Here is an 18,903-nt window from a genome sequence, read left to right on the forward strand (position 1 = left end):
ATGATGAATAGCCAAGTCGATGTTGCAGTGATGATTGGCAGCGGCGTACCTGCGTCGCTACAGGCGCTGGGCAAGCGCGTGTGCTGGGTGGTGCTGGTCAACGGTGAACGACGAGGCACGGCTTTCGCCAGCCGCAATGAAGCCCAGGAATGCCAGGCGGCCTGGCTGCAGCAGTTGCACGGGGATGACCGGCCCGCCGTTGCGCGTCAGGCCGGTTGAGCCAGGCGCCGGTCAGTTTTCCAGGTGACGGGCCAGGGCACAGGCTTCGGTATGCTCGCGGCGAAAGCCCCTGACGCGTCCGGTGGCCTGTTCGGTGATGTGAAAGAAGCCGATGCCGGCCGGTACTACCACGAAGCGCGGGGTGCTGTTGTGTGAGTGAACAGCATATTCTCTGTAGGAAACGCCTTTAGGCTCTCGACGGAATTCGGTGTTTTCGTGCATATTCGCTTCCCTGTGTTCTGTGGATGATTTCCAGGAGCCCGTCCTGCTAAAGGGCTTGCTCTCATCTATCGCACTTTTGTTGCGGTAGTGCTGTCAGAAAAAGCGTCTCCGTTTAAGGAAATCTGCTGAAAATCTGCAAACTGACTAAAGCTTGCAGTAATGGGTAAACATTCCTGCGGGTTGCTTTGCCAGTCTGCACAGACTTTTCATGCACAAATCCACTAGTCTTTCAGACTTCGAATTGAAGTACCGTTGCCTTGCGGCTGCCTCACAGCCTGCGGGGGGAGCGGCGTGTAATCGGTTTTTGAGGAATTCTTCTTTGGCAGTCAGCAATCTTGATACACATGCCCTGTTCGTTTTGGGCGACCTCAGGGCGAAACTGGTCAAACAGTTTCAATCGCGTTTTGTTTACGTCACCGAACAAAACGCGGAAGGTCTGTACATGGCCGAGATCGATACTGAAACCGCATTGGTGGTGGATGACAAGCAGCGTCTGGAGCTCAAGGTTGGCGATCATTTTCGCGCCGCAGTGTTGCCCAGCCGCGAAGGTGGCAAGCTGGAAATCCGTTTTCGCGAAATCAAACTGACGGTGTATGGCCTGGGTGACTATGCCTTTGTCTCGGTGCCTGAAGGCGAAGGTATTGTCTTCAAGGAAGGCCAGGGCGTGGTGTTGGTATTCGCCGCCCACGAGCAGTTGCAGGAAGGCTTGAGCAAGACCCTCAAGGCCGTGACCCGCAAGGTTGCCAAATGGCAGAAGGGTGAGCTGACCACTTTCAAGGCCAGCGAGTGAGCGCATCCGCCGAGCGCACCAGCCGCGCCGACTTTCATGCCCGGCACCAGGCCCAGGCCCGTGCCCTGGCCGAACAGTGGCTGTCGCAGCGCCCGCAGTTGCAAGGCGCCTGGTTTGCCTGGGTCGCCACTCAGCTCTACCAGTTGAGCCCGCCCGAGTACGCCGCCATGGTCCGCCGCGAGCTGCAGCAGCTCAGCGGCTGAGTTCAGTTGCCGCGGTCGCGGCCACTGCTGACTTCTTCAGGTACATCATGCCCGGCCATGCGCTTGCGAAACAATGCAGCGCGCGCCAGCAGCAGGGTGGTGACCGGCACGGTGATCGACAGCAGGACCGGAATCAGCCAGGCATGCAGCACCGGTGACTCCTTGAGCATCGAGAAGTACAGGATCGAGGCCAGGGCCACGCACCAGGCGCCCAGGGTCGAGGCCAGTGCTGGTGGGTGCATGCGCTGGAAGAAGTCCTTCAGGCGAATCAGGCCGACCGCACCGCTCAGGGCGAACAGGCTGCTGAGTAGCAGTAACACGGCCACCAGCACCTCGACCCACAACGGCAGTTCATTGGCATTGATCATTCGATCACCTCGCCACGCAGAAGGAATTTGGCCAGGGCGAAGGAGCCGACAAAGCCGAACAGCGCGATCAGCAGTGCCCCTTCGAAATAGGTGTCGCTGGCGTAGCGGATACCCAGCACCAGCATCATCAGCATGGCCAGGATATACAGGTAGTCCAGTGCCAGGACCCGGTCCTGCGCCGAAGGGCCGCGAAACAGCCGCCACAGGGTAAGGGCCATGGCCAGGGCGAAGATGAACAGGCTGGCGAGAATGGCATTGGCAAGCAGGCCAGTCATTCGAAGATCTCCATCAGCGGGCGTTCATAGGTGTGCTTGAAGTGCTCGATGAACTGCGCCTCGTCATCCAGATCGAACACATGCAGCAAAAGCACGCTGCGATCCAGTGCCAGCTCCGACCAGATGGTCCCTGGGACCACCGTGGTGATCATCGACAAAGCGGCCAGGCCGTGGGCGTCACGCAGTTCCAGGGGAATGTGCACGAAGCGCGAGCGCGGCGGACGGCGCTTGGCCGACCACACGCCGCGGGCGACCTGCAGGTTGGACACCAGCACATCGACGCCGACCCGCAGGATCAGGCGCACGATGGTGCCCGGGCGGCGAATGCGTACCTGCAGCGGGCGCAGCGGCGCCATCAGTAGCGGCGCAACAACGCCGAGCAGGGCGCCCAGCAGCAGGTTGCCCGGGCTTACCGAGAGGTTCAGCAGCAGCCACAGCAGGCACAGCGACAGCGACAGCAGCGGGGCAGGGAACAGGCGCTTCATGGCTGCACCTCGGTGCTGGCGGCCAGGCTGGTCGGCCCCGGAATCGGTCGGGTGCCGAGCACGGCGCTGACGTATTGCTCGGGGTCCTGCAGGCTGGCGGCGGTGTCCTGGGTGTAGCGCAGCAGCGGCTCGGCGCGCAGGCTGAGCAGCACGCACAAGCCCAGCAGCACCACGATGGGGATGCACTCAAAGCGGCGCAGCAGCGGCGAAGGGCGCTCCTGCGGGGTCCAGAAACGCTGGATGCCAACGCGGGTCATAGCGATCAGCGAAGCCATGCCGGAGAGCACCAGCAACGCCACCAACATCCAGCCGGCGACACTCAACGGCTGCTCCGGCGCCACACCCAGCCCTTGCGGGTTGAACAGTGCGCTGATCAGGCTGAGCTTGCCGATAAAGCCCGACAGCGGCGGCATGCCGATGATCAGCAGGGCGCAGGCGATAAAGCTCAAGCCGAGGAAGGCCATGGTCCAGGGGATCACCTGGCCGATCACCGCTTTCTGTTCGTCATCGAGGTTGATGCCTTTGGGTGGGTGCAGCGACTCGACGGGCGAGGGCAGGCCGTCGCCTTCATCATCCAGGGGAATCTCGTTGGCCGAGCGCGAGCGCTCGATCAGCTCAGCCAGCAAAAACAGCGCGCACAGCGCCAGGGTCGAGCTGACCAGGTAGAACAGCGCGGCGGCGGTCAGGGTTGCCTGGCCGAAGCCGATGGCCGCCAGCAAGGTGCCGGCCGAGACCAGGATGCTCAGGCTGGCCATGCGCTCCAGGCGCTGCGCGGCCAGTATCGATACCGCCGCGCAGCCCAGGGTGGCGAGGCCGCCGTAGATCAGCCAGTCGCCACCAAAGAACGCCGAAGCACCGGCCTGTCCGGAAAACAGCAAGGTCCACAGGCGCAGTACGGTATAGAAGCCGACCTTGGTCATGATCGCGAACAGCGCGGCCACCGGTGCGCTGGCCGACGAATATGCCGGCACCAGCCAGAAGTTCAGTGGCCAGATCCCGGCCTTGGCCAGGAACGCCGTGGCCAGAATCGCCGCGCCGGCGTGTAGCAGGCCGCGATCGGCCTCTGGTACCAGCGGGATTTTCAGGGCCAGGTCGGCCATGTTCAGGGTGCCGGTGACGCCGTAGAGCATCGCCGCACCAATCAAAAACAGTGACGAGGCCAGCAGGTTGATGGCGATGTAGTGTAGGCCGGCCTTGACCCGCGCGCGCCCCGAACCATGCAGCATCAGGCCGTAGGAGGCTGCCAGCAACACTTCAAAGAACACGAACAGGTTGAACAGGTCGGCGGTCAGGAAGGCGCCATACAGGCCCATCAGCTGGATCTGGAACAGCGCGTGGAAGCTGGCGCCGGCGCGGTCCCAGCGGGCCATGGCGAACACCAGGGCGCTGACCCCGACGATGCCGGTGAGTACCAGCATCAGGGCCGATAGACGGTCGACCACCAGCACGATGCCGAACGGCGCCGGCCAGTTGCCGGGCAAGTAGACGCCAATCGAGCTGGCCTGGCCCTGACCCTGCACCCATAGCAACAGGGTGATGGCGATACCCAGGCCGAGCAGGCTGGAGATCAGGTTGATGCGCGCCTTGAGCGGCCGGCGTTTTTCCCCGAGCAGCAGCATCAGCGCTGCGGTCAGCAACGGCAGCAGGATGGGCGCGACGATCAGTTGGGTCATCGCACTCATTCGTTAGGCTCCCGGCCATCGACATGGTCGGTCCCGGTCAGGCCGCGCGAAGCCAGCAGCACCACCAGGAACAGTGCGGTCATGGCGAAGCTGATGACGATCGCGGTGAGCACCAGGGCCTGGGGCAGCGGGTCGGTGTAGTTGAGCAGATCCTGGGGCACGCCGTCCTTGATGATCGGCTCCTTGCCGATGAACAGGCTGCCCATGCTGAAGATGAACAGGTTGACCCCGTACGACAGCAGGCACAGGCCCATGACCACCTGGAAGGTCCGTGGCCGCAGGATCAGCCAGACCCCGGAGGCGGCGAGCACGCCAATGGCGATTGCAATGACTTCTTCCATCAGGCGGCTCCTGCTTGAGTGGGTTTCTGTTGGCTGCCCGGGCGATGACCACGCACCGACTGGTGAGCCAGCGCGGTGAGGATCAGCAGGGTCGAACCGACCACCACGGTGAACACGCCGATATCGAAGAACAGCGCACTGGCCAGGTGGGTGTCACCCAGCAATGGCAAATGCAGGTGCGCGGTGTGGGTGGTCAGGAACGGGTAGCCGAGCAGCATCGCGCCAACCCCGGTGAGGGTCGCGCAGAGCAGCCCGGTGCCCATCCAGCGCAGCGGTCGCAGGCTCATCTGCGCCTCGACCCACTGGGTGCCGGCCACCATGTACTGGAGGATGAACGCCACCGACATTACCAGGCCGGCGACGAAACCGCCGCCTGGCTGGTTGTGGCCGCGCATGAACAGGTACATCGACACCACCAGGGCGATCGGCAGCAGCAGGCGCACCAGCGCCGCCGGCACCATCATGAAACCCAGCGCGGTGTCGGCCGCGTGGCGCGGGTTGACCAGGTCGGTGACCACGTCCGGGGCCAGCAGGCGCTGCTGCGCCGGCAACTGCATGCTCTCCTTGGGCGGGCGGAAGCGTCGCAGCAGGGCGAACACCGCCAGGGCCACGGCCACCAGCACGGTGATCTCGCCGAGGGTATCGAAGCCGCGGAAGTCCACCAGCATAACGTTGACCACGTTGCTGCCGCCACCTTCGGGCAAGGCCCGGCTCAGGTAGAACGAGGAGATGTCGTTGGGGGTCGGGCGGGTCAGCATGGCATAGGACAGCAGCGCCATGCCGCCACCGACGCCGACCGCCAGCAGCAGGTCGCGCAGGCGGCGCAGGCGTGCGCGCTCCTGGGTACCCGGCAGCGGCGAGACGCCTTCTATCCGCCGTGGCAGCCAGCGCAGGCCGAGCAGGATCAGCACCGTGGTGACCACCTCGACCACCAGTTGGGTCAGGGCCAGGTCCGGGGCCGAGAACCAGACAAAGGTAATGCAGGTCATCAGGCCGCAGACACTGACCATGGTCAGCGCCGCCAGCCGGTGGTACTTGGCCTGCCAGGCAGCGCCCAGGGCGCAGGCAATGGCGATCAGCCAGAGCATGACGAACACACCCGAGCCCGGGATCTTCGGCCGGTCACCCCAGCTCAGGCCGCTGTGCAGCATCGGCAGCAGGCCGGCCAGCAGGGCGATCAGCACCAGCATGAACAGCTGCTTTTGCAGGCGCCGGGTGGTGAACACCCGTTCGAAACGCCGGGCGGTGCGCATGATCAGCACCTGGCCATGTTCGAACAGGCGCTTGCCGTTGAAGCGCTCGATCAGCGGCGGCGACGGGAAACGCCCGAGCTTGAGCTGGTTGCGCAGCAGCAGGTAAAGGATGATGCCGCCGCTCATGGCGATCAGGCTCATGATCAGCGGCGCGTTCCAGCCGTGCCAGATCGCCAGGCTGTACTCGGGCAGGGTGCCGCCCACCACCGGCAAAGCGGCAGCGGCCAGCAGCGGGCCGACCGATTGCGCCGGGAAGATGCCGACCACCAGGCAGGTCATCACCAGCAATTCGACCGGCGCGCGCATCCAGCGCGGCGGCTCGTGGGGCGTGTGCGGCAGGTCGGTGGCCGGCGGGCCGAAGAACACGTCGACGGTAAAGCGCAAGGCATAGGCAACGCTGAAGGTACCGGCGAGGGTGGCGATGACCGGCAAGGCCGCTTCGACCCAGGCGGTGGAGCTGATGAATACGGTTTCGGCGAAGAACATCTCTTTGGACAGGAAGCCGTTCATCAACGGCACCCCGGCCATCGCGGCGCTGGCGACCATGGCCAGGGTCGCGGTGAACGGAATGAGCCGGAACAGACCGCTGAGGCGGCGGATGTCGCGGGTGCCGCTTTCGTGGTCGATGATCCCTGCGGCCATGAACAGCGAGGCCTTGAAGGTGGCATGGTTGAGGATGTGAAACACCGCGGCGACCGCTGCCAGCGGGCTGTTCAGGCCCAGCAGCAGGGTGATCAGGCCCAGGTGGCTGATGGTCGAATAGGCCAGCAGGCCCTTGAGGTCGTTCTGGAACATCGCCGCAAAGGCGCCGAGCACCAGGGTGGCGGCGCCGGCGCCGCTGACGATCCAGAACCATTCCTCGGTGCCGGAGAGCGCCGGCCACAGCCGCGCCAGCAGGAATACCCCGGCCTTGACCATGGTCGCCGAGTGCAGGTAGGCCGAGACCGGGGTGGGCGCCGCCATGGCATGGGGCAGCCAGAAGTGGAAGGGGAATTGCGCGCTTTTGCTCAACGCGCCGAGCAGGATCAGGGGTAACAGGACGGGATACAGGGCATGGTTGCGAATCTGCTCACCGGCAGCGAGGACCTTGTCCAGGTCGTAGCTGCCGACCACATGGCCGAGCAGCAGTACCCCCGCCAGCAGGCATAGGCCACCCGCGCCGGTGACCATCAGGGCCATGTAGGCACCGCGGCGGGCGTCGGCGCGATGGTGCCAGTAGCCGATCAACAGGAACGAGAACAGGCTGGTCAGTTCCCAGAAGAATACAATCTGGATCAGGTTGCCGGAAATCACCAGGCCGAGCATGGCACCCATGAACGCCAGGAAAAAGGCAAAGAAGCGCGGTACTGGGTCTTGCGGCGACATGTAGTAGCGCGCGTACAGCGACACCAGGGTACCGATGCCCAGCACCAGCAAGGAGAACAGCCAGGCGAAGCCGTCCATGCGCAGGACCAGGTTCAGGCCCAGGCTCGGCAGCCACAGGAATTCTTCACGGATCACGCCGCCATGGGCGATCTGCGGGTACATCAAAGCGACCTGGACAGTGCCCACCAGGGCGACCAGTCCGGCCAGCAGCGATTCGCTGTTACGTGCGTTGTGCGGCAAGACAGCCGCCAGGCAGCTGCCGACGAACGGCAGAAGCAGTAGCACTATCAAGGACATAGATTTCTAATCTGCAGGAGTTTGTAAGGGATCATACGTGGCGACTGGTCGATCACCAACCCGCAAGCTGTCGCAGAATCCTACAAGAGCGCTGTATCAATCCTTTTTTTTATAACAGTTTTTTTCAAAGGATAGCCTGCATTTGTCGATCACAGACCCGGTTCGCGTTCTTCGGCGTGGGCCTCGAGAGTCGTCTGCTCTTGGTTACGGCGGCGAAACTTCAGCTCGCTGACCACCACGGCGACGACGATCAGCAAACCCCCAAGCAGGGCCACGCCTGGCAGGCGCTCGCCGGCAATGCGCCCGACGATGCCGGCCCACACCGGTTCACCGGCATAAATCAGCGTGGCACGGGTTGGCGAGACCGATTTCTGTGCCCAGTTCATCGCCACCTGGATCACCGCGCTCATCGCCCCCAGGCCCACGGCGCTGAGCAGCAACAGCCAGGAGAAGTCCGGCAGGCGCTCCTGGGTCGGTACCACCATCATGAACGACAGCGCCGAGGCGGTGGCCAGTTGCACGACGGTTACCCGGCGAACATCCACCTGGCCGGCGTAGCGGCTGATCAGGATGATTTCTGCGGCAATGGCTACGGCGCTGACCAGGGTGGCGATTTCCCCCGGACTGAACTGCAGCGAACCACCACCGGGGCCTGCCAGCAGCATCAGGCCGGCAAACGCCAGGCCAATCCCCAGGCTTGGCATCAGGCCCGGGCGGCGGCCCAGCACCAGCCATTGCAGCAAGGGCACGAAGGGTACGTACAGGGCGGTGATGAATGCCGACTGGCTGCTGCTGATGGTTTGCAGGCCAACGGTCTGCAGGCCGTAGCCAAGCATGATCGATACACCGATCAACACCCCGGCCTTGAGTTCGGTAGCGGTCAGGCCCGGCAGCGAGCGGGCCGTCACCAGGCCGACGAACAAGGCCGCGGCGGCAAAGCGCAAACCGACGAAGAACATCGGCCCGCTGACCGTCATCACGTTATGCACCAGCAAAAAGGTGCCGCCCCAGAGCATAGTGATAAACACCAGCACCAGTTCGGCCTTGCTCAGCCGGAAGGAAACGGAAGGGCGTTCAGCGGAGTTCGTTGGGGTCATGGCCTTGCACACGGAAGAGGGTCGACGCACAATTGCGGCGAAAGTGGGCAGTATACTGCGCAACCCCTATTGATGAGCAATATAGTGCACAAAGATTCCCCTCAACGCGCCTCGGTGCTTCAGCATGTCAGCCAGAACATTCGTCGCCTGCGCCATGCTGCCCAATTGAGCCAGAGTGCCCTGGCGCAAAAGTCCGGGGTCAGCCGGCGCATGCTGGTGGCCATCGAGGCCGGCGAAAAGAATGTCAGTCTGACTACTCTCGATCTGATCGCCGAAGCCCTGCAAGTTGCCTTCAGTGACTTGATCAAGGCGCCGGATAACCGCGACCCGAGCCGCATCAACGAACTGGCCTGGGCCGGTGTGCATCCCGGCAGCAAGGCCGTGCTGCTGGCAAGCTCCGCCGCCACCCGGGAGGTCGAACTCTGGGAGTGGCGCCTGGAACCCGGTGAGGTCTACCCCTGCGAGCCCGATGCCGATGGCTGGAGCGAGCAGTTGTTTGTGTTCGAAGGCTGCCTGACCCTGGAGGTCGAAGGGCAGCAACAGCGGCTCAATGCTGGCGAGTTCTTCACCTTTGCCAGCAATCGCCGCTATGCCTATCGCAATGACGGCGAGGTGGCGACCCGCTTCGTGCGCAATGTGGTGATCTGAGCCCGCGGCGGGTCACGGCACTCAGCGCTTGGTGTCGGTCAGGTAGTGCTCGGTGGAAATCACCTGGGCGTAGGCGAAGGCCAGCGATGCCATAAAGGCTGCATGCACCTGCGCCGCCGGCACGGTGATACCGTTGAACTCCAGGGCGCGGGTCGCGCAGGCATCGTGAACCACGGTGACGCCATAGCCGTAATCGGCCGCCGCGCGGCAGACGGCATCGATGCACATGTGGCTCATGCTGCCGATCACCGTGAGTTCGCTGACGTTCTGCTCGTCCAGCAACTGCTTGAGCCCGGTACCCAGGAACGAATTGACCTTGTGCTTGAGCAGCACCGGCTCGCCTGCGCGGCTGGCGGCCTTGGGGTGAATCTGCGCACCTTGCGAGCCCGGGGTGAAGAACGGCGCGTCTTCGGACTCGAACTCGTGGCGTACATGCACCACCAGGTCGCCGCGGGCGCGGGCGGCCTCAAGGATGCTGGCGGCGTTGTCGGCTGCCGCATCGGCACCATCCAGGGTCCATTTGCCGCCGGGGAAGTAATCGTTCTGGATATCGATGACGATCAGTGCCTGCTTGCTCATGTCAAAAGCCTCGTGTTGGGGAGTGGTTGTGGCGTGGTGATAGTTATAGGCTTGGACGATGCGCTTGCGGATTGGCGCGAACGACAAATTGGCGGGAAAAACTGACAATGGCAGCGGCGCAGGACACTCTGGAAATTGGCGTGCTGGTTTATCCCGGCGCGCAACTGGCCGCCGTGCATGGCCTGACCGATCTGTTTGCCGTGGCCAACCGCCTGCGCCTGGAGTTGGGGGCGCTGGAGCGGCCTGCACTGCGCGTCAGCCATTGGAGCGAGGGGCCTGATCAGCAACTGCAGGTAACCTTCGACACGCACCCAGGCAGCCTGCACCCGCTGCGGGCCATGATCATCCCGCCGAGCCTGACCCAGGCGCCCTCGCCCGAACTGCTCGATCGCTACTGTGCCAGCCTGCGTCAATGGCATGCGGACGGCGCGTTGCTGGTGTCGGTTTGCGTCGGGGTGTTCTTCATCGCCGCCAGCGGCCTGCTTGACGGGCGCCCGGCGACCACCCACTGGAATTTCGCGCAATCACTGGCCGAGCGCTTTGCGCAGGTGCAGGTCGAAGCCAACCTGCCGCTGCTCGATGACGGCGACATCATCACCTCGGCCGGGTTGATGGCCTGGACCGATCTGGGCCTGAAACTGGTCGAGCGTTTCCTGGGCGAAACCCTGGCGGCGGAGACTGCGCGGTTCCTGGCGGTCGAACGGGTCAGCGGCGGGCAGCACCCCGGCAGCGTCTTCAGCCCTCGGCTGGACCACGGCGATGAGGCGGTGCTCAAGGTCCAGCACTGGTTGCAGGGCAGTGGCGCGCGTGAGGTGTCGCTGGCGGCCATGGCCGCGTGTGCCGGCCTTGAGCAGCGCACTTTCCTGCGCCGGTTTCGCAGCGCCACGGGCCTTAAACCCACCGAGTACTGCCAGCAGGTCAGGGTCGGGCGGGCTTGCCGCATGCTTGAGTTCACCAACCGCTCAATCGACCAGATCGCCTGGGGTGTCGGCTATCAGGACCCGGGCGCGTTTCGCAAAGTGTTCTTCAAGGTCACCGGCCTTGCCCCCAGCGACTACCGGCGCCGACTCACCGCTGTGGTGGCTTGATCCTACTTTGGTACAGGCCGGGCTGCGCACCTGGCGTTTTGTTGCCTATTATCCGTTGCAAACAAGACGGAGAACGCCATGAGCGCCCCTGAACACCCCAACAACCCTGCGGCTGATGTGCTGATCATTGGCGGTGGCTTGAGCGCAGCGCTGCTCGCGGCGCAGTTGCTGCGCCAAGCTGGCCAGCGCCGTGTACTGGTCGTCGAGCCACGCGATGAACTGGGGCGCGGCGAAGCCTACAGCGCCACGCACCTGGGGCACACCCTCAACGGCAATGCCGCGCGCATGAGTGTCGACCCGGACAACGCCGATGACCTGAGCCAGTGGCTGGGCCAGCACATTGCTGCCGGAGGCTGGCCAGAGTCGGCCGCGCAAGGGGTACCGGTGACAGAGCTGTTTGCGCCTCGCGGGCTGTTTGGCGTGTATGTCCGTCAGCGCCTGGCCGAGGCGCAGGCGGTGGGTGCGCAGCAGGGCTCGTGGCTTGAGCATGTTCAGGCCGAGGCGCTGGACCTGGCGGTGGATGAACTGGGGCTCAGCGTAAGCCTGGCCGACGGTCGGACCTTGCGCGCCAGCCGGGCCGTCCTGGCCACCGGCATGTTTGCCGCCGCGCGTACTCCCCAACGCGGCGACAATGCTTTCAACAGCGCCTGTGTGGACCCCTGGGATATCCAGGCCATGCGGTCGATCAACCCGGACGGCCGGGTGGTCATTATCGGTTCCGGGTTGACCATGGTCGACGCCGTGGTGTCGCTGCAGGCAGCCGGCCATCGCGGCCCGATCGAGGTGTTTTCGCGCCACGGCCTGCTACCTCATGTACGTCGTCAACCGCCGGCATGGGAAGATTTTCTCGCTGCGGACCTGTCACTGCGCAGTCCATTGCAACTGCTGCGGGCCTTGCGCAATCAGTGCCGCCTGGCCCAGCAGCAGGGCATCGACTGGCAGGCGCCCCTGGACACCGTGCGCGTGCATATCGGCAGGCTCTGGAGCCAGGCCAGCGAGCGTCACAAGCGCCAGTTCGTGCGCCATGTGCGGCCCTGGTGGGAGAGCCATCATCATCGATCGCCACCGCCGGGAGCGGCATTGCTGGCGCAGTTGATCGAAGCAGGGCGATTGCGGATTCATGCGGCGTCGTTGCAAGGGGTCGAAACCGGCGCCGACCGCCTGCCGGTGGTCAAGCTGCGCTTTCGCGGGCAAACGCAGGTCGAGCGGATCAGCGCCGACGCCCTGATCAATTCCACCGGTATTGAGTACGACTGGCGCCGGGTGGCCCGGCCCTTGCCGCAGAATTTGCTGCAACGCCGGCTGATCCAGCCGGGGCCGCTGGCCCTGGGCATCGCCGCAAACGCCCAGGGCGCGGTGCAGGATGGCGAGGGCCGCTACAGTTCGCAGCTGTTTGCCATGGGCCCGCCGCTGCGCGGGTTGTGGTGGGAGAGCACATCGGTGACCGACGTGGCCTTGCAGGCCAAGGCGCTGGCGCAGCTTCTGGCCGGCACGGGCCGTTAGTCGTCGTGTTCGGCGCCAGGCTCCAGCAGTTGCGGCCCGGGGCCCTGTTCGCCGAGCTGGTCGTCACAGTTGCGCAGCGGGCAGCTTTGCAGCGACATGCAGCCGCAGCCGATGCAGCCGTCGAGCTGGTCGCGCAGCACCATCAGCTTGTCGATGCGCCGGGTCAGGTCCTGGCGCCATTGCTCCGATAGCCGTTGCCAGTCCTTCACGCTCGGTGCACGGCCCACCGGCAGCGTTTGCAACGCGGCATGAATGGAGGCCAAGGGAATACCCAGGCGTTGCGCCATCTTGATCACCGCCACCCGACGCAGGGTTTCGCGCGGGTAGCGGCGCTGGTTGCCGGCGCTGCGGGTGCTGTAGATCAGGCCTTTGCTTTCGTAGAAATGCAGGGCGGTCACGGCCACGCCGCTGCGCGCCGACAGTTGGCCGACGCTGAGGGCGCTCTGGGCGGTATCGGGCATGACAGGATTTCTCTTGACCTCTAGTTAACTCGAGGTTTTACCCTGCCTGCCATCGCACCGCAAGTGCAAAGGCAGAGGGAGTAGCTTCATGCTGGTTTCAGACAACAGCCTGTGTTTTACCCAGATGATCGAGTTCGAGGTGGCGCCGGATCGTCAACACGCGCTGGCCCAGGCGCTGGTGCTGCGCAGCGAGTACCTTGCCGTGCAGCACAACGGCCTGGTCGCTGCCAGTATCCAGGCCAGCGATGATGGCAGCCGGGTATTGCAATACCTGCAGTGGCGGTCGCGTACTGCCTGGGAGGCTGCTGTCAGCAGTTTCGAGCAGGAGCCGTTCCTGCAACTGATTCGCCAGCACCAGGCCAGAAGCGTGAACTTCAATGCCTTCCAGACCCTCAGCAGCCTGGCGCGTACAGCCGAGCACGGGCTGCACTGCCAACTGCCTATGGACTCAGGAGTACCAGGGTGAATGATGCGGGTAGCGGTCAAGTCGCGCGCCAATGACCATTTCGCTGATCCAGGCACTGAGAATAGAGCTGTAGGCCTTCTGGCTGCGGTCGCTGGACAGCGCGTGGTCGGCGCCGTCGACGATCCGGTGGGTCAGCGAATGGGCACTGACGAAGGCTGAGCGGTAACTCATCAAGGTGCTGTGTGGCACGAAGTCGTCCTGTTCCGACTCCACCAGCAGCACATCGCCGGCAAACTCGGCGCAGGCGCCCAGTGCACGGTTGTCTGCCGGCGCGAGCGGGCGCTGACGGTAGTCGCTCAGACGCTGGCGGTCGAGGGCTTGTTTGGGCAGCTTCCATTCCTCATCCCAGTACAGCGCCGGCACCCGTAATGCCAGCCATTTGACCGGGCGCAAGGCTGTAAGCAAGGTCGCCAGGTAGCCGCCGTAGCTGCTGCCGATCAGGGCGATGGCGCTGCTGTCGACTGCCGGATGACTGACCAGCCGATCGTAGGCGCCAACCAGGTCAGCGAGGTTCTGCTCGCGGGTAACGCTCAGGCGCTGGCTTTCGGTCTTCTCGTGGCCACGCAGGTCGAAGGTCATGCACACGCAGCCAAGGCCGGTGATCTGCTTGGCCCTGGCCAGGTCGCGTTGCTGGCTGCCACCCCAGCCGTGCACAAAGAGGATGGCGGGCACCTTGGCACTGGGGCTGACGATGGTTCCGGCGATGCTCTCGCCATCGACCGGAATCTCGATCGCTTCGCTATGGATGGTCATAGTCGCGGATCCGTGCGTATTTGCAGACTCGTCCGAGTTCACTGTCGTCCCCCTGATAGAAAATCGTCGCATCGGCGGGCAGCTCAGGCGCGTCGAAGGCTTCATGGGTGGAGGCGCGCACGCGCATCAGCGCCGGGTCAGCGGCAAACGCCTGCAGCGCCAGTACCTCGGCACTGCTGGCACCACCGATGCGCCAGGATTGTTCGAGCACGCCGCTGCGCAGCTTGCCCTGGCTGTTAAGGCCGCGTGCCACGTCATAGTTGCGCCGTGAGGCAATAAACCCAGGGAAGCTCTGCAGCGCGGCCTGTTCGTAGGTCCTGGCCTGGGTAATGGCCAGGCGCAGGTGATCTTCCAGTTGCAGTTGCAGCAGGTCGTCGTAGTCACCGCGCACCAGCACCAGGTCCGACCCGCCGTAGATCTCCTCGCCCTGATGGTCGCGGGTCAACTGTTGGGTGCCGTAGTAGCTGCAGAGGATGCCGGCGACCAGGGCCTGGCCGACGCTGAAGGTCTGCACCTGGCTGAGGTTCTCCTCCAGGGTCAGGCCCCAGAGGGCTATTTCCTGTTCATCCATGGCGCCCAGTGCCTGTTCCAGGCCTTTCATGTTGTCGATCACGGATTGCCCGCGGCCTGCGGTGGCGCGTACCGGCTTGAGGCGCAGGGGCCCCTCGCGCAACAGCAATTGTGCGGCGCGCAGGGCATCGTCGAGGCTAAAGACGCTGTAGCCACGAAGCAGCGCATCCTGGGCCAGCCGGGCGAAATCATTGCTCCAGCCCAGCGGAAAACGCGCATCGGCCGCAATCGGGTGGGAAATCGCCTTGGTGGCCATAAACGGTTGGCTGACCAGGCCGCCAAACAGATCGGTCGGTGCGCCAATGCCCATTGCCCGATAGCGTTCGGCACCGATCAGGGTTTCAGTGGGCAGGTAGTAGAAGTTCTGTTTTGCCGTCGGCGGCTGGGCAGGGCTGACCACCTCGGTGTGGAACAACTGCGCGAGCCGTTCGGCGAGCTTGAGGTGCACACTGTGTTCGTGTTCGGGTGTACTTTGACGGGTATCCAGCAGCACCACGCCTTGCTTGCGGTCTGTCGATCGGAGCATGGGCAGATCCTCCCTTGCCGGGCTGTACTGAATGTGAAGTCCATGAGTGGCAGAAGTTCAGGGTGAGTGACTGAAGGATGGTTTTTTAGGTTATATAAATATGAAAATTGATAATTTATAGTTCTATTGGTGGCTGGTGCACTATGGCGTTGCACTTTCCCTACACGGATTTAGGCAACGTCTGCTTTGCATGGCGACGACAACCAGAGAGCCTGCTGTCATGAACGATCTTCCGCTGTATTTCGACTACGCCGCCACGACACCGGTCGACGAGCGAGTCATCCAGGCCATGGTCAGCTGTCTGGGCGCCTCGGGCAATTTTGGCAATCCGGCCTCCAGCTCCCATTACTACGGGCAGAACGCGCGCACGGCCGTGGAGAATGCCCGTGCCCAGGTTGCCGGGCTGGTGGGGGCGCAGGCCGGGCAGATCGTCTGGACCTCGGGGGCGACCGAATCGAACAACCTGGCGCTCAAGGGCCTCGCCCAGGGGCGCCAGGGTGGTCACATCATTACCAGCCAGATCGAACACAAGGCGGTGCTCGATACCGTTCGCCAGCTTGAGCAAAACGGATTCGAGCTGACCTTGCTCGCGCCCGACGCCCAGGGCCTGATCACAACCGAAGCGCTTCGCGCAGCCCTGCGCGAAGATACCTTCCTGGTTTCACTGATGCTGGTGAATAACGAGCTGGGGACCGTCAACGATATCCCGGCGCTGGCCGAGGTTGTACGCCAGCATGGCGCCTTGCTGCATGTGGACGCGGCGCAAGGGGCGGGCAAGCTGTCGATCGACCTGGCCCGCTGGCCGGTCGACTTGATGTCCTTTTCCGCGCACAAGGTCTATGGGCCCAAAGGTATTGGCGCCTTGTATGTAGGAGAGCGCGCCAGGCCCTTGCTGCAAGCGCAGATCCACGGCGGCGGGCACGAAGGCGGGCTGCGCTCCGGGACGCTGGCAACGCACCAGATCGTCGGCATGGGCGAGGCGTTTGCCGTGGCCCAGGCGCTGCTTGACGACGAAACCCGGCGCATCGCTCATCTGCAGCAGCGCTTGCTCGATCAGTTGCTGAGCGTGCCCGGGGTGAAGCTCAACGGCAGTGCCGGGCAACGCGTCGCGCATACCCTGAGTCTTACCTTCGGCGGTGACGTTCCCGATTTTTCGACGTTGGCCCAGACCTTGGCATTTTCTTCGACCTCAGCCTGCAATTCGGCGAGCAATGCAGCGTCCCACGTGCTTCTTGCGCTGGGGCTCGAACCGCAGGCCGCGCGCCAGACCCTTCGCCTGAGCCTGGGCCGCTACACCCGGGCAGAAGACATCGACCAGGCAATCCGCGCGATAAAGGCCTCGTTACAATCACAACCCTTCTGGGCGGTTGCCCAGGGCTGAAGCCTGTTCCATTATCAGCGCCTATAACAATGGATGCCGTGGTAGCAGGAGTCAGCATGAACACTCAGTCTTCAACGCAGGAAGCGGTGAATACGCGCCTGGAACGTATTCGTGAAGTGATGCAGCGCGAAGGCGTCGATGCCCTGTTGGTGCCTTCGGCCGACCCGCACCTTTCCGAATACCTGCCCGGTTATTGGCAGGCCAGGCAATGGTTGTCCGGGTTCCATGGCTCGGTCGGCACCTTGATCGTCAGCGCCGACTTCGCCGGCCTGTGGGCGGACAGCCGCTATTGGGAACAGGCAGAAAAGGAACTGGCGGGCACTACCATCGAACTGGTGAAGTTGCTGCCAGGCAAGCCCGGTCCGCTGGACTGGCTGGCCGAGCAGGCCCCTGAAGGCGGCGTGGTTGCGGTCGACGGCGCGGTCATGGCCCTGGCATCTGCACGCCAGCTGGGCGAGCGGCTCAAGGCGCGCAACGTGCGTTTGTTAAGTGATAGGGATCTGCTCGGGCAAATCTGGGCTGACCGCCCGGCGCTGCCGGAAAACCCGGTGTACCAGCACCTGCCGCCCGAAGCCACGGTCAGTCGTGCCGAAAAACTGGCCAACCTGCGTCAGGCCATGGGCGAGCGTGGCGCCGACTGGCACTTCATCGCCACTCTGGACGACATCGCCTGGCTGTTCAACCTGCGCGGCAGTGACGTTTCCTACAATCCGGTGTTCGTCTCCTTTGCCCTGATCAGCCAAGGTCAGGCCACCCTGTTCGTCGCCCTGAACAAGGTCGACGAACATTTGCGTCATGTGCTGGAAGTCGACGGCATCAGTTTGCGCGACTATGCCGAGGTTGCCTCGGCACTGGCCGCGATTCCCGCTGGCGCCAGCCTGCTGATCGACCCGGCGCGAGTTACCAGTGGCCTGTTGGCCAATGCCGCCAATGGCGTTCGCCTGGTAGAAGGGTTGAACCCGACCACGCTGGCCAAGTCGCAGAAAAGCGCAGCCGACCTTGCACATATCCGCAAGGCCATGGAGCAAGATGGCGCGGCGCTGTGCGAATTCTTCGCCTGGTTCGAGGCGGCCCAGGGGCGCGGCGAGCCGATCACCGAGCTAAGCGTGGATGAACAGCTCAGTGCTTCGCGTGCACGTCGCCCGGGGTTCGTCTCGCTGAGCTTCTCGACCATCGCCGCCTTCAATGCCAATGGCGCCATGCCGCATTACCGGGCAACCGACGAATCCCACGCGCGCATTGAAGGCGATGGTCTGTTGCTGATCGATTCCGGCGGACAGTACCTGGGCGGGACTACCGACATCACCCGGATGGTGCCGATAGGCAACCCCTCTGTTGAACAAAAACAGGACTGCACCCGGGTACTCAAAGGTGTCATTGCATTGTCCCGCGCGCGTTTCCCTCGCGGCATCCTGTCGCCACTGCTCGATGCCATAGCCCGTGCGCCCATCTGGGCGGAGCAGGTCGACTACGGTCATGGCACAGGGCATGGTGTCGGCTACTTCATGAATGTGCATGAAGGGCCGCAGGTGATTGCCTATCAGGCCGCCGCCGCGCCACAGACCGCCATGCAGGCGGGAATGATCACCTCGATCGAGCCCGGTACCTATCGTCCCGGCGAGTGGGGCGTGCGTATCGAGAACCTGGTGTTCAACCGTGAGGCGGGCAAAAGCGCGTTTGGCGACTTTCTCGAGTTTGAAACCCTGACGCTGTGTCCGATCGATACCCGCTGCCTGCTGACGGAGCGATTGAGTAGTGAGGAGCGTGACTGGCTCAATGGCTATCACGCAGAGGTACGCAAGCGCCTTTCGCCATTGTTGGAGGGGCCTGCGTTGCGTTGGTTGCAGGTTCGTACGGAATCGATCTGATATCTAGACGGCAGTGACAGCAAGGGCGGCCTGTGGGCTGCCCTTGTTTTTTGATCAGCTTACTTGCAGATGACGATCATGCTGCGGCTGGTGTAGCCAGCAGGGTTGAGGCCAAAAGGATAGTCACCGGGCTCGGCATCGCCGTCACCTGAACGGGCAATGACTTTATAGCCTTTGCTGCCGCAGGAGGCTTCGGCCTTGGCGTAGCATTTGTCCCAAGATGAAGACAGGCCAGAGCAGTTGATGTGCAGGCCTTTCTTGCCTCGTTTGACTTCGGTGCTCGCCGTCGCCGCACACCCCGCGATGGCCAAAATGGCTAGGATGAGCAAAATTCGTTTCATTCCTGTCCTTAATGCGTACCGGGTCTACCGCCCGTGTCTAATTTCCCGTGCTTCGTCCCTGATGCCTCTTCGCGTCCCTGTCTTGTCAATTAGATATCTTTAAGGTTGACGTTATATGACAG

General features: G+C 63.5%; 22 protein-coding genes. 9 read left to right on the top strand and 13 right to left on the bottom strand.

Annotation, left to right across the window (positions count from 1 at the left end):
* Window positions 1-3: 3 nt before the first annotated feature.
* Complete coding sequence (locus tag ACZ9A3_RS05915; RefSeq protein WP_045202073.1) at window positions 4-219, top strand: hypothetical protein; 216 nt, start codon at window positions 4-6, stop codon at window positions 217-219.
* 12 nt (window positions 220-231) lie between these two features.
* On the opposite strand, the gene ACZ9A3_RS05920 is transcribed toward ACZ9A3_RS05915, so the two are convergent.
* Window positions 232-441, bottom strand: coding sequence for a hypothetical protein (locus ACZ9A3_RS05920; protein ID WP_045202071.1), 210 nt, complete (start codon window positions 439-441; stop codon window positions 232-234).
* Between the two features lie 319 nt (window positions 442-760).
* On the opposite strand from ACZ9A3_RS05920, the gene ACZ9A3_RS05925 reads away from it, so the two are divergent.
* Both ACZ9A3_RS05925 and ACZ9A3_RS05930 read left to right on the top strand, forming a co-directional pair.
* Window positions 761-1,231, top strand: a complete 471-nt coding sequence (locus ACZ9A3_RS05925; protein ID WP_045202070.1) for a hypothetical protein — start codon at window positions 761-763, stop codon at window positions 1,229-1,231.
* Complete coding sequence (locus tag ACZ9A3_RS05930) at window positions 1,228-1,434, top strand: hypothetical protein (protein WP_045202068.1); 207 nt, start codon at window positions 1,228-1,230, stop codon at window positions 1,432-1,434. The genes ACZ9A3_RS05925 and ACZ9A3_RS05930 overlap by 4 nt, the downstream gene beginning before the upstream one ends.
* A 2-nt stretch (window positions 1,435-1,436) precedes the next feature.
* On the opposite strand, the gene ACZ9A3_RS05935 is transcribed toward ACZ9A3_RS05930, so the two are convergent.
* From ACZ9A3_RS05935 to ACZ9A3_RS05965, 7 genes are all read right to left on the bottom strand, one after another.
* Complete coding sequence (locus tag ACZ9A3_RS05935) at window positions 1,437-1,802, bottom strand: Na+/H+ antiporter subunit G (RefSeq protein ID WP_045202065.1); 366 nt, start codon at window positions 1,800-1,802, stop codon at window positions 1,437-1,439.
* Window positions 1,799-2,077 carry a K+/H+ antiporter subunit F gene (locus tag ACZ9A3_RS05940; RefSeq protein WP_038996132.1) on the bottom strand — a complete coding sequence of 93 codons (279 nt, stop codon included), beginning with the start codon at window positions 2,075-2,077 and terminating at the stop codon, window positions 1,799-1,801. Before ACZ9A3_RS05940 ends, ACZ9A3_RS05935 begins: the two co-directional genes overlap by 4 nt.
* Window positions 2,074-2,562 carry a Na+/H+ antiporter subunit E gene (locus tag ACZ9A3_RS05945; RefSeq protein WP_045202063.1) on the bottom strand — a complete coding sequence of 163 codons (489 nt, stop codon included), beginning with the start codon at window positions 2,560-2,562 and terminating at the stop codon, window positions 2,074-2,076. Before ACZ9A3_RS05945 ends, ACZ9A3_RS05940 begins: the two co-directional genes overlap by 4 nt.
* On the bottom strand, window positions 2,559-4,244 hold the full coding sequence (locus ACZ9A3_RS05950; RefSeq protein ID WP_476252226.1) for a monovalent cation/H+ antiporter subunit D: 1,686 nt from the start codon (window positions 4,242-4,244) through the stop codon (window positions 2,559-2,561). Before ACZ9A3_RS05950 ends, ACZ9A3_RS05945 begins: the two co-directional genes overlap by 4 nt.
* A complete protein-coding gene (locus tag ACZ9A3_RS05955; protein ID WP_010224297.1) occupies window positions 4,241-4,585 on the bottom strand; it encodes a Na+/H+ antiporter subunit C in 345 nt (114 codons plus the stop codon). Before ACZ9A3_RS05955 ends, ACZ9A3_RS05950 begins: the two co-directional genes overlap by 4 nt.
* Window positions 4,585-7,500: a monovalent cation/H+ antiporter subunit A gene (locus tag ACZ9A3_RS05960; protein WP_213601946.1), complete on the bottom strand. Its 2,916-nt coding sequence runs from the start codon at window positions 7,498-7,500 to the stop codon at window positions 4,585-4,587. The genes ACZ9A3_RS05955 and ACZ9A3_RS05960 overlap by 1 nt, the downstream gene beginning before the upstream one ends.
* A gap of 149 nt (window positions 7,501-7,649) precedes the next feature.
* On the bottom strand, window positions 7,650-8,597 hold the full coding sequence (locus tag ACZ9A3_RS05965) for a DMT family transporter (protein WP_476252227.1): 948 nt from the start codon (window positions 8,595-8,597) through the stop codon (window positions 7,650-7,652).
* Between the two features lie 84 nt (window positions 8,598-8,681).
* Here ACZ9A3_RS05965 and ACZ9A3_RS05970 point away from each other — a divergent pair, with 84 nt between their 5' ends.
* The gene (locus tag ACZ9A3_RS05970; RefSeq protein ID WP_093385117.1) at window positions 8,682-9,245 is read left to right on the top strand and encodes a helix-turn-helix domain-containing protein; all 564 of its coding nucleotides are present in this window, start codon (window positions 8,682-8,684) and stop codon (window positions 9,243-9,245) included.
* 21 nt (window positions 9,246-9,266) lie between these two features.
* On the opposite strand, the gene ACZ9A3_RS05975 is transcribed toward ACZ9A3_RS05970, so the two are convergent.
* Window positions 9,267-9,824: a cysteine hydrolase family protein gene (locus ACZ9A3_RS05975; protein WP_093385113.1), complete on the bottom strand. Its 558-nt coding sequence runs from the start codon at window positions 9,822-9,824 to the stop codon at window positions 9,267-9,269.
* A 107-nt stretch (window positions 9,825-9,931) separates the two neighbouring features.
* Here ACZ9A3_RS05975 and ACZ9A3_RS05980 point away from each other — a divergent pair, with 107 nt between their 5' ends.
* Together ACZ9A3_RS05980 and ACZ9A3_RS05985 are read left to right on the top strand one after the other, a co-directional pair.
* Window positions 9,932-10,912, top strand: coding sequence for a GlxA family transcriptional regulator (locus ACZ9A3_RS05980; protein WP_093385108.1), 981 nt, complete (start codon window positions 9,932-9,934; stop codon window positions 10,910-10,912).
* A 78-nt stretch (window positions 10,913-10,990) separates the two neighbouring features.
* Complete coding sequence (locus ACZ9A3_RS05985) at window positions 10,991-12,415, top strand: FAD/NAD(P)-binding protein (RefSeq protein WP_093385103.1); 1,425 nt, start codon at window positions 10,991-10,993, stop codon at window positions 12,413-12,415.
* Here ACZ9A3_RS05985 and soxR read toward each other — a convergent pair.
* Window positions 12,412-12,876: a redox-sensitive transcriptional activator SoxR gene (gene soxR / locus ACZ9A3_RS05990; protein WP_476252228.1), complete on the bottom strand. Its 465-nt coding sequence runs from the start codon at window positions 12,874-12,876 to the stop codon at window positions 12,412-12,414. The two genes, ACZ9A3_RS05985 and soxR, sit on opposite strands and share 4 nt — an antisense overlap.
* Before the next feature lie 88 nt (window positions 12,877-12,964).
* On the opposite strand from soxR, the gene ACZ9A3_RS05995 reads away from it, so the two are divergent.
* Window positions 12,965-13,342: an antibiotic biosynthesis monooxygenase gene (locus ACZ9A3_RS05995; protein ID WP_093385094.1), complete on the top strand. Its 378-nt coding sequence runs from the start codon at window positions 12,965-12,967 to the stop codon at window positions 13,340-13,342.
* Here the strand turns inward: ACZ9A3_RS05995 and ACZ9A3_RS06000 are convergent.
* Entirely contained in the window at window positions 13,325-14,095 is a 771-nt protein-coding gene (locus ACZ9A3_RS06000) for an alpha/beta hydrolase family protein (RefSeq protein WP_045202044.1), read from the bottom strand. The genes ACZ9A3_RS05995 and ACZ9A3_RS06000 overlap by 18 nt on opposite strands.
* On the bottom strand, window positions 14,082-15,191 hold the full coding sequence (locus ACZ9A3_RS06005; RefSeq protein ID WP_258597161.1) for a DUF3182 family protein: 1,110 nt from the start codon (window positions 15,189-15,191) through the stop codon (window positions 14,082-14,084). The genes ACZ9A3_RS06000 and ACZ9A3_RS06005 overlap by 14 nt, the downstream gene beginning before the upstream one ends.
* 220 nt (window positions 15,192-15,411) lie before the next feature.
* On the opposite strand from ACZ9A3_RS06005, the gene ACZ9A3_RS06010 reads away from it, so the two are divergent.
* Both ACZ9A3_RS06010 and ACZ9A3_RS06015 read left to right on the top strand, forming a co-directional pair.
* Complete coding sequence (locus tag ACZ9A3_RS06010) at window positions 15,412-16,572, top strand: cysteine desulfurase family protein (protein WP_213601941.1); 1,161 nt, start codon at window positions 15,412-15,414, stop codon at window positions 16,570-16,572.
* Between the two features lie 56 nt (window positions 16,573-16,628).
* Window positions 16,629-18,440: an aminopeptidase P family protein gene (locus tag ACZ9A3_RS06015; RefSeq protein WP_213601939.1), complete on the top strand. Its 1,812-nt coding sequence runs from the start codon at window positions 16,629-16,631 to the stop codon at window positions 18,438-18,440.
* A gap of 59 nt (window positions 18,441-18,499) precedes the next feature.
* Here the strand turns inward: ACZ9A3_RS06015 and ACZ9A3_RS06020 are convergent, their stop codons facing one another.
* Window positions 18,500-18,781, bottom strand: a complete 282-nt coding sequence (locus ACZ9A3_RS06020) for a hypothetical protein (protein ID WP_045202036.1) — start codon at window positions 18,779-18,781, stop codon at window positions 18,500-18,502.
* Window positions 18,782-18,903 lie beyond the last annotated feature (122 nt).

This window comes from Pseudomonas sp. TE4620 (assembly GCF_056279045.1).

What these genes read in the sequence shown, in the direction of transcription:
- ACZ9A3_RS05985 (WP_093385103.1), top strand. Translation starts at nt 10,991, where the DNA reads ATGAGCGCCCCTGAACACCCCAACAACCCTGCGGCTGATGTGCTGATC.
- ACZ9A3_RS05955 (WP_010224297.1), bottom strand. Translation starts at nt 4,585, where the DNA reads ATGGAAGAAGTCATTGCAATCGCCATTGGCGTGCTCGCCGCCTCCGGG.
- ACZ9A3_RS06020 (WP_045202036.1), bottom strand. Translation starts at nt 18,781, where the DNA reads ATGAAACGAATTTTGCTCATCCTAGCCATTTTGGCCATCGCGGGGTGT.
- ACZ9A3_RS05940 (WP_038996132.1), bottom strand. Translation starts at nt 2,077, where the DNA reads ATGACTGGCCTGCTTGCCAATGCCATTCTCGCCAGCCTGTTCATCTTC.
- ACZ9A3_RS05960 (WP_213601946.1), bottom strand. Translation starts at nt 7,500, where the DNA reads ATGTCCTTGATAGTGCTACTGCTTCTGCCGTTCGTCGGCAGCTGCCTG.
- ACZ9A3_RS06015 (WP_213601939.1), top strand. Translation starts at nt 16,629, where the DNA reads ATGAACACTCAGTCTTCAACGCAGGAAGCGGTGAATACGCGCCTGGAA.
- ACZ9A3_RS05915 (WP_045202073.1), top strand. Translation starts at nt 4, where the DNA reads ATGAATAGCCAAGTCGATGTTGCAGTGATGATTGGCAGCGGCGTACCT.
- ACZ9A3_RS06000 (WP_045202044.1), bottom strand. Translation starts at nt 14,095, where the DNA reads ATGACCATCCATAGCGAAGCGATCGAGATTCCGGTCGATGGCGAGAGC.
- ACZ9A3_RS05920 (WP_045202071.1), bottom strand. Translation starts at nt 441, where the DNA reads ATGCACGAAAACACCGAATTCCGTCGAGAGCCTAAAGGCGTTTCCTAC.
- ACZ9A3_RS05935 (WP_045202065.1), bottom strand. Translation starts at nt 1,802, where the DNA reads ATGATCAATGCCAATGAACTGCCGTTGTGGGTCGAGGTGCTGGTGGCC.
- ACZ9A3_RS06005 (WP_258597161.1), bottom strand. Translation starts at nt 15,191, where the DNA reads ATGCTCCGATCGACAGACCGCAAGCAAGGCGTGGTGCTGCTGGATACC.
- ACZ9A3_RS05975 (WP_093385113.1), bottom strand. Translation starts at nt 9,824, where the DNA reads ATGAGCAAGCAGGCACTGATCGTCATCGATATCCAGAACGATTACTTC.
- soxR (WP_476252228.1), bottom strand. Translation starts at nt 12,876, where the DNA reads ATGCCCGATACCGCCCAGAGCGCCCTCAGCGTCGGCCAACTGTCGGCG.
- ACZ9A3_RS05950 (WP_476252226.1), bottom strand. Translation starts at nt 4,244, where the DNA reads ATGAGTGCGATGACCCAACTGATCGTCGCGCCCATCCTGCTGCCGTTG.
- ACZ9A3_RS05945 (WP_045202063.1), bottom strand. Translation starts at nt 2,562, where the DNA reads ATGAAGCGCCTGTTCCCTGCCCCGCTGCTGTCGCTGTCGCTGTGCCTG.
- ACZ9A3_RS05980 (WP_093385108.1), top strand. Translation starts at nt 9,932, where the DNA reads ATGGCAGCGGCGCAGGACACTCTGGAAATTGGCGTGCTGGTTTATCCC.
- ACZ9A3_RS05965 (WP_476252227.1), bottom strand. Translation starts at nt 8,597, where the DNA reads ATGACCCCAACGAACTCCGCTGAACGCCCTTCCGTTTCCTTCCGGCTG.
- ACZ9A3_RS06010 (WP_213601941.1), top strand. Translation starts at nt 15,412, where the DNA reads ATGAACGATCTTCCGCTGTATTTCGACTACGCCGCCACGACACCGGTC.
- ACZ9A3_RS05995 (WP_093385094.1), top strand. Translation starts at nt 12,965, where the DNA reads ATGCTGGTTTCAGACAACAGCCTGTGTTTTACCCAGATGATCGAGTTC.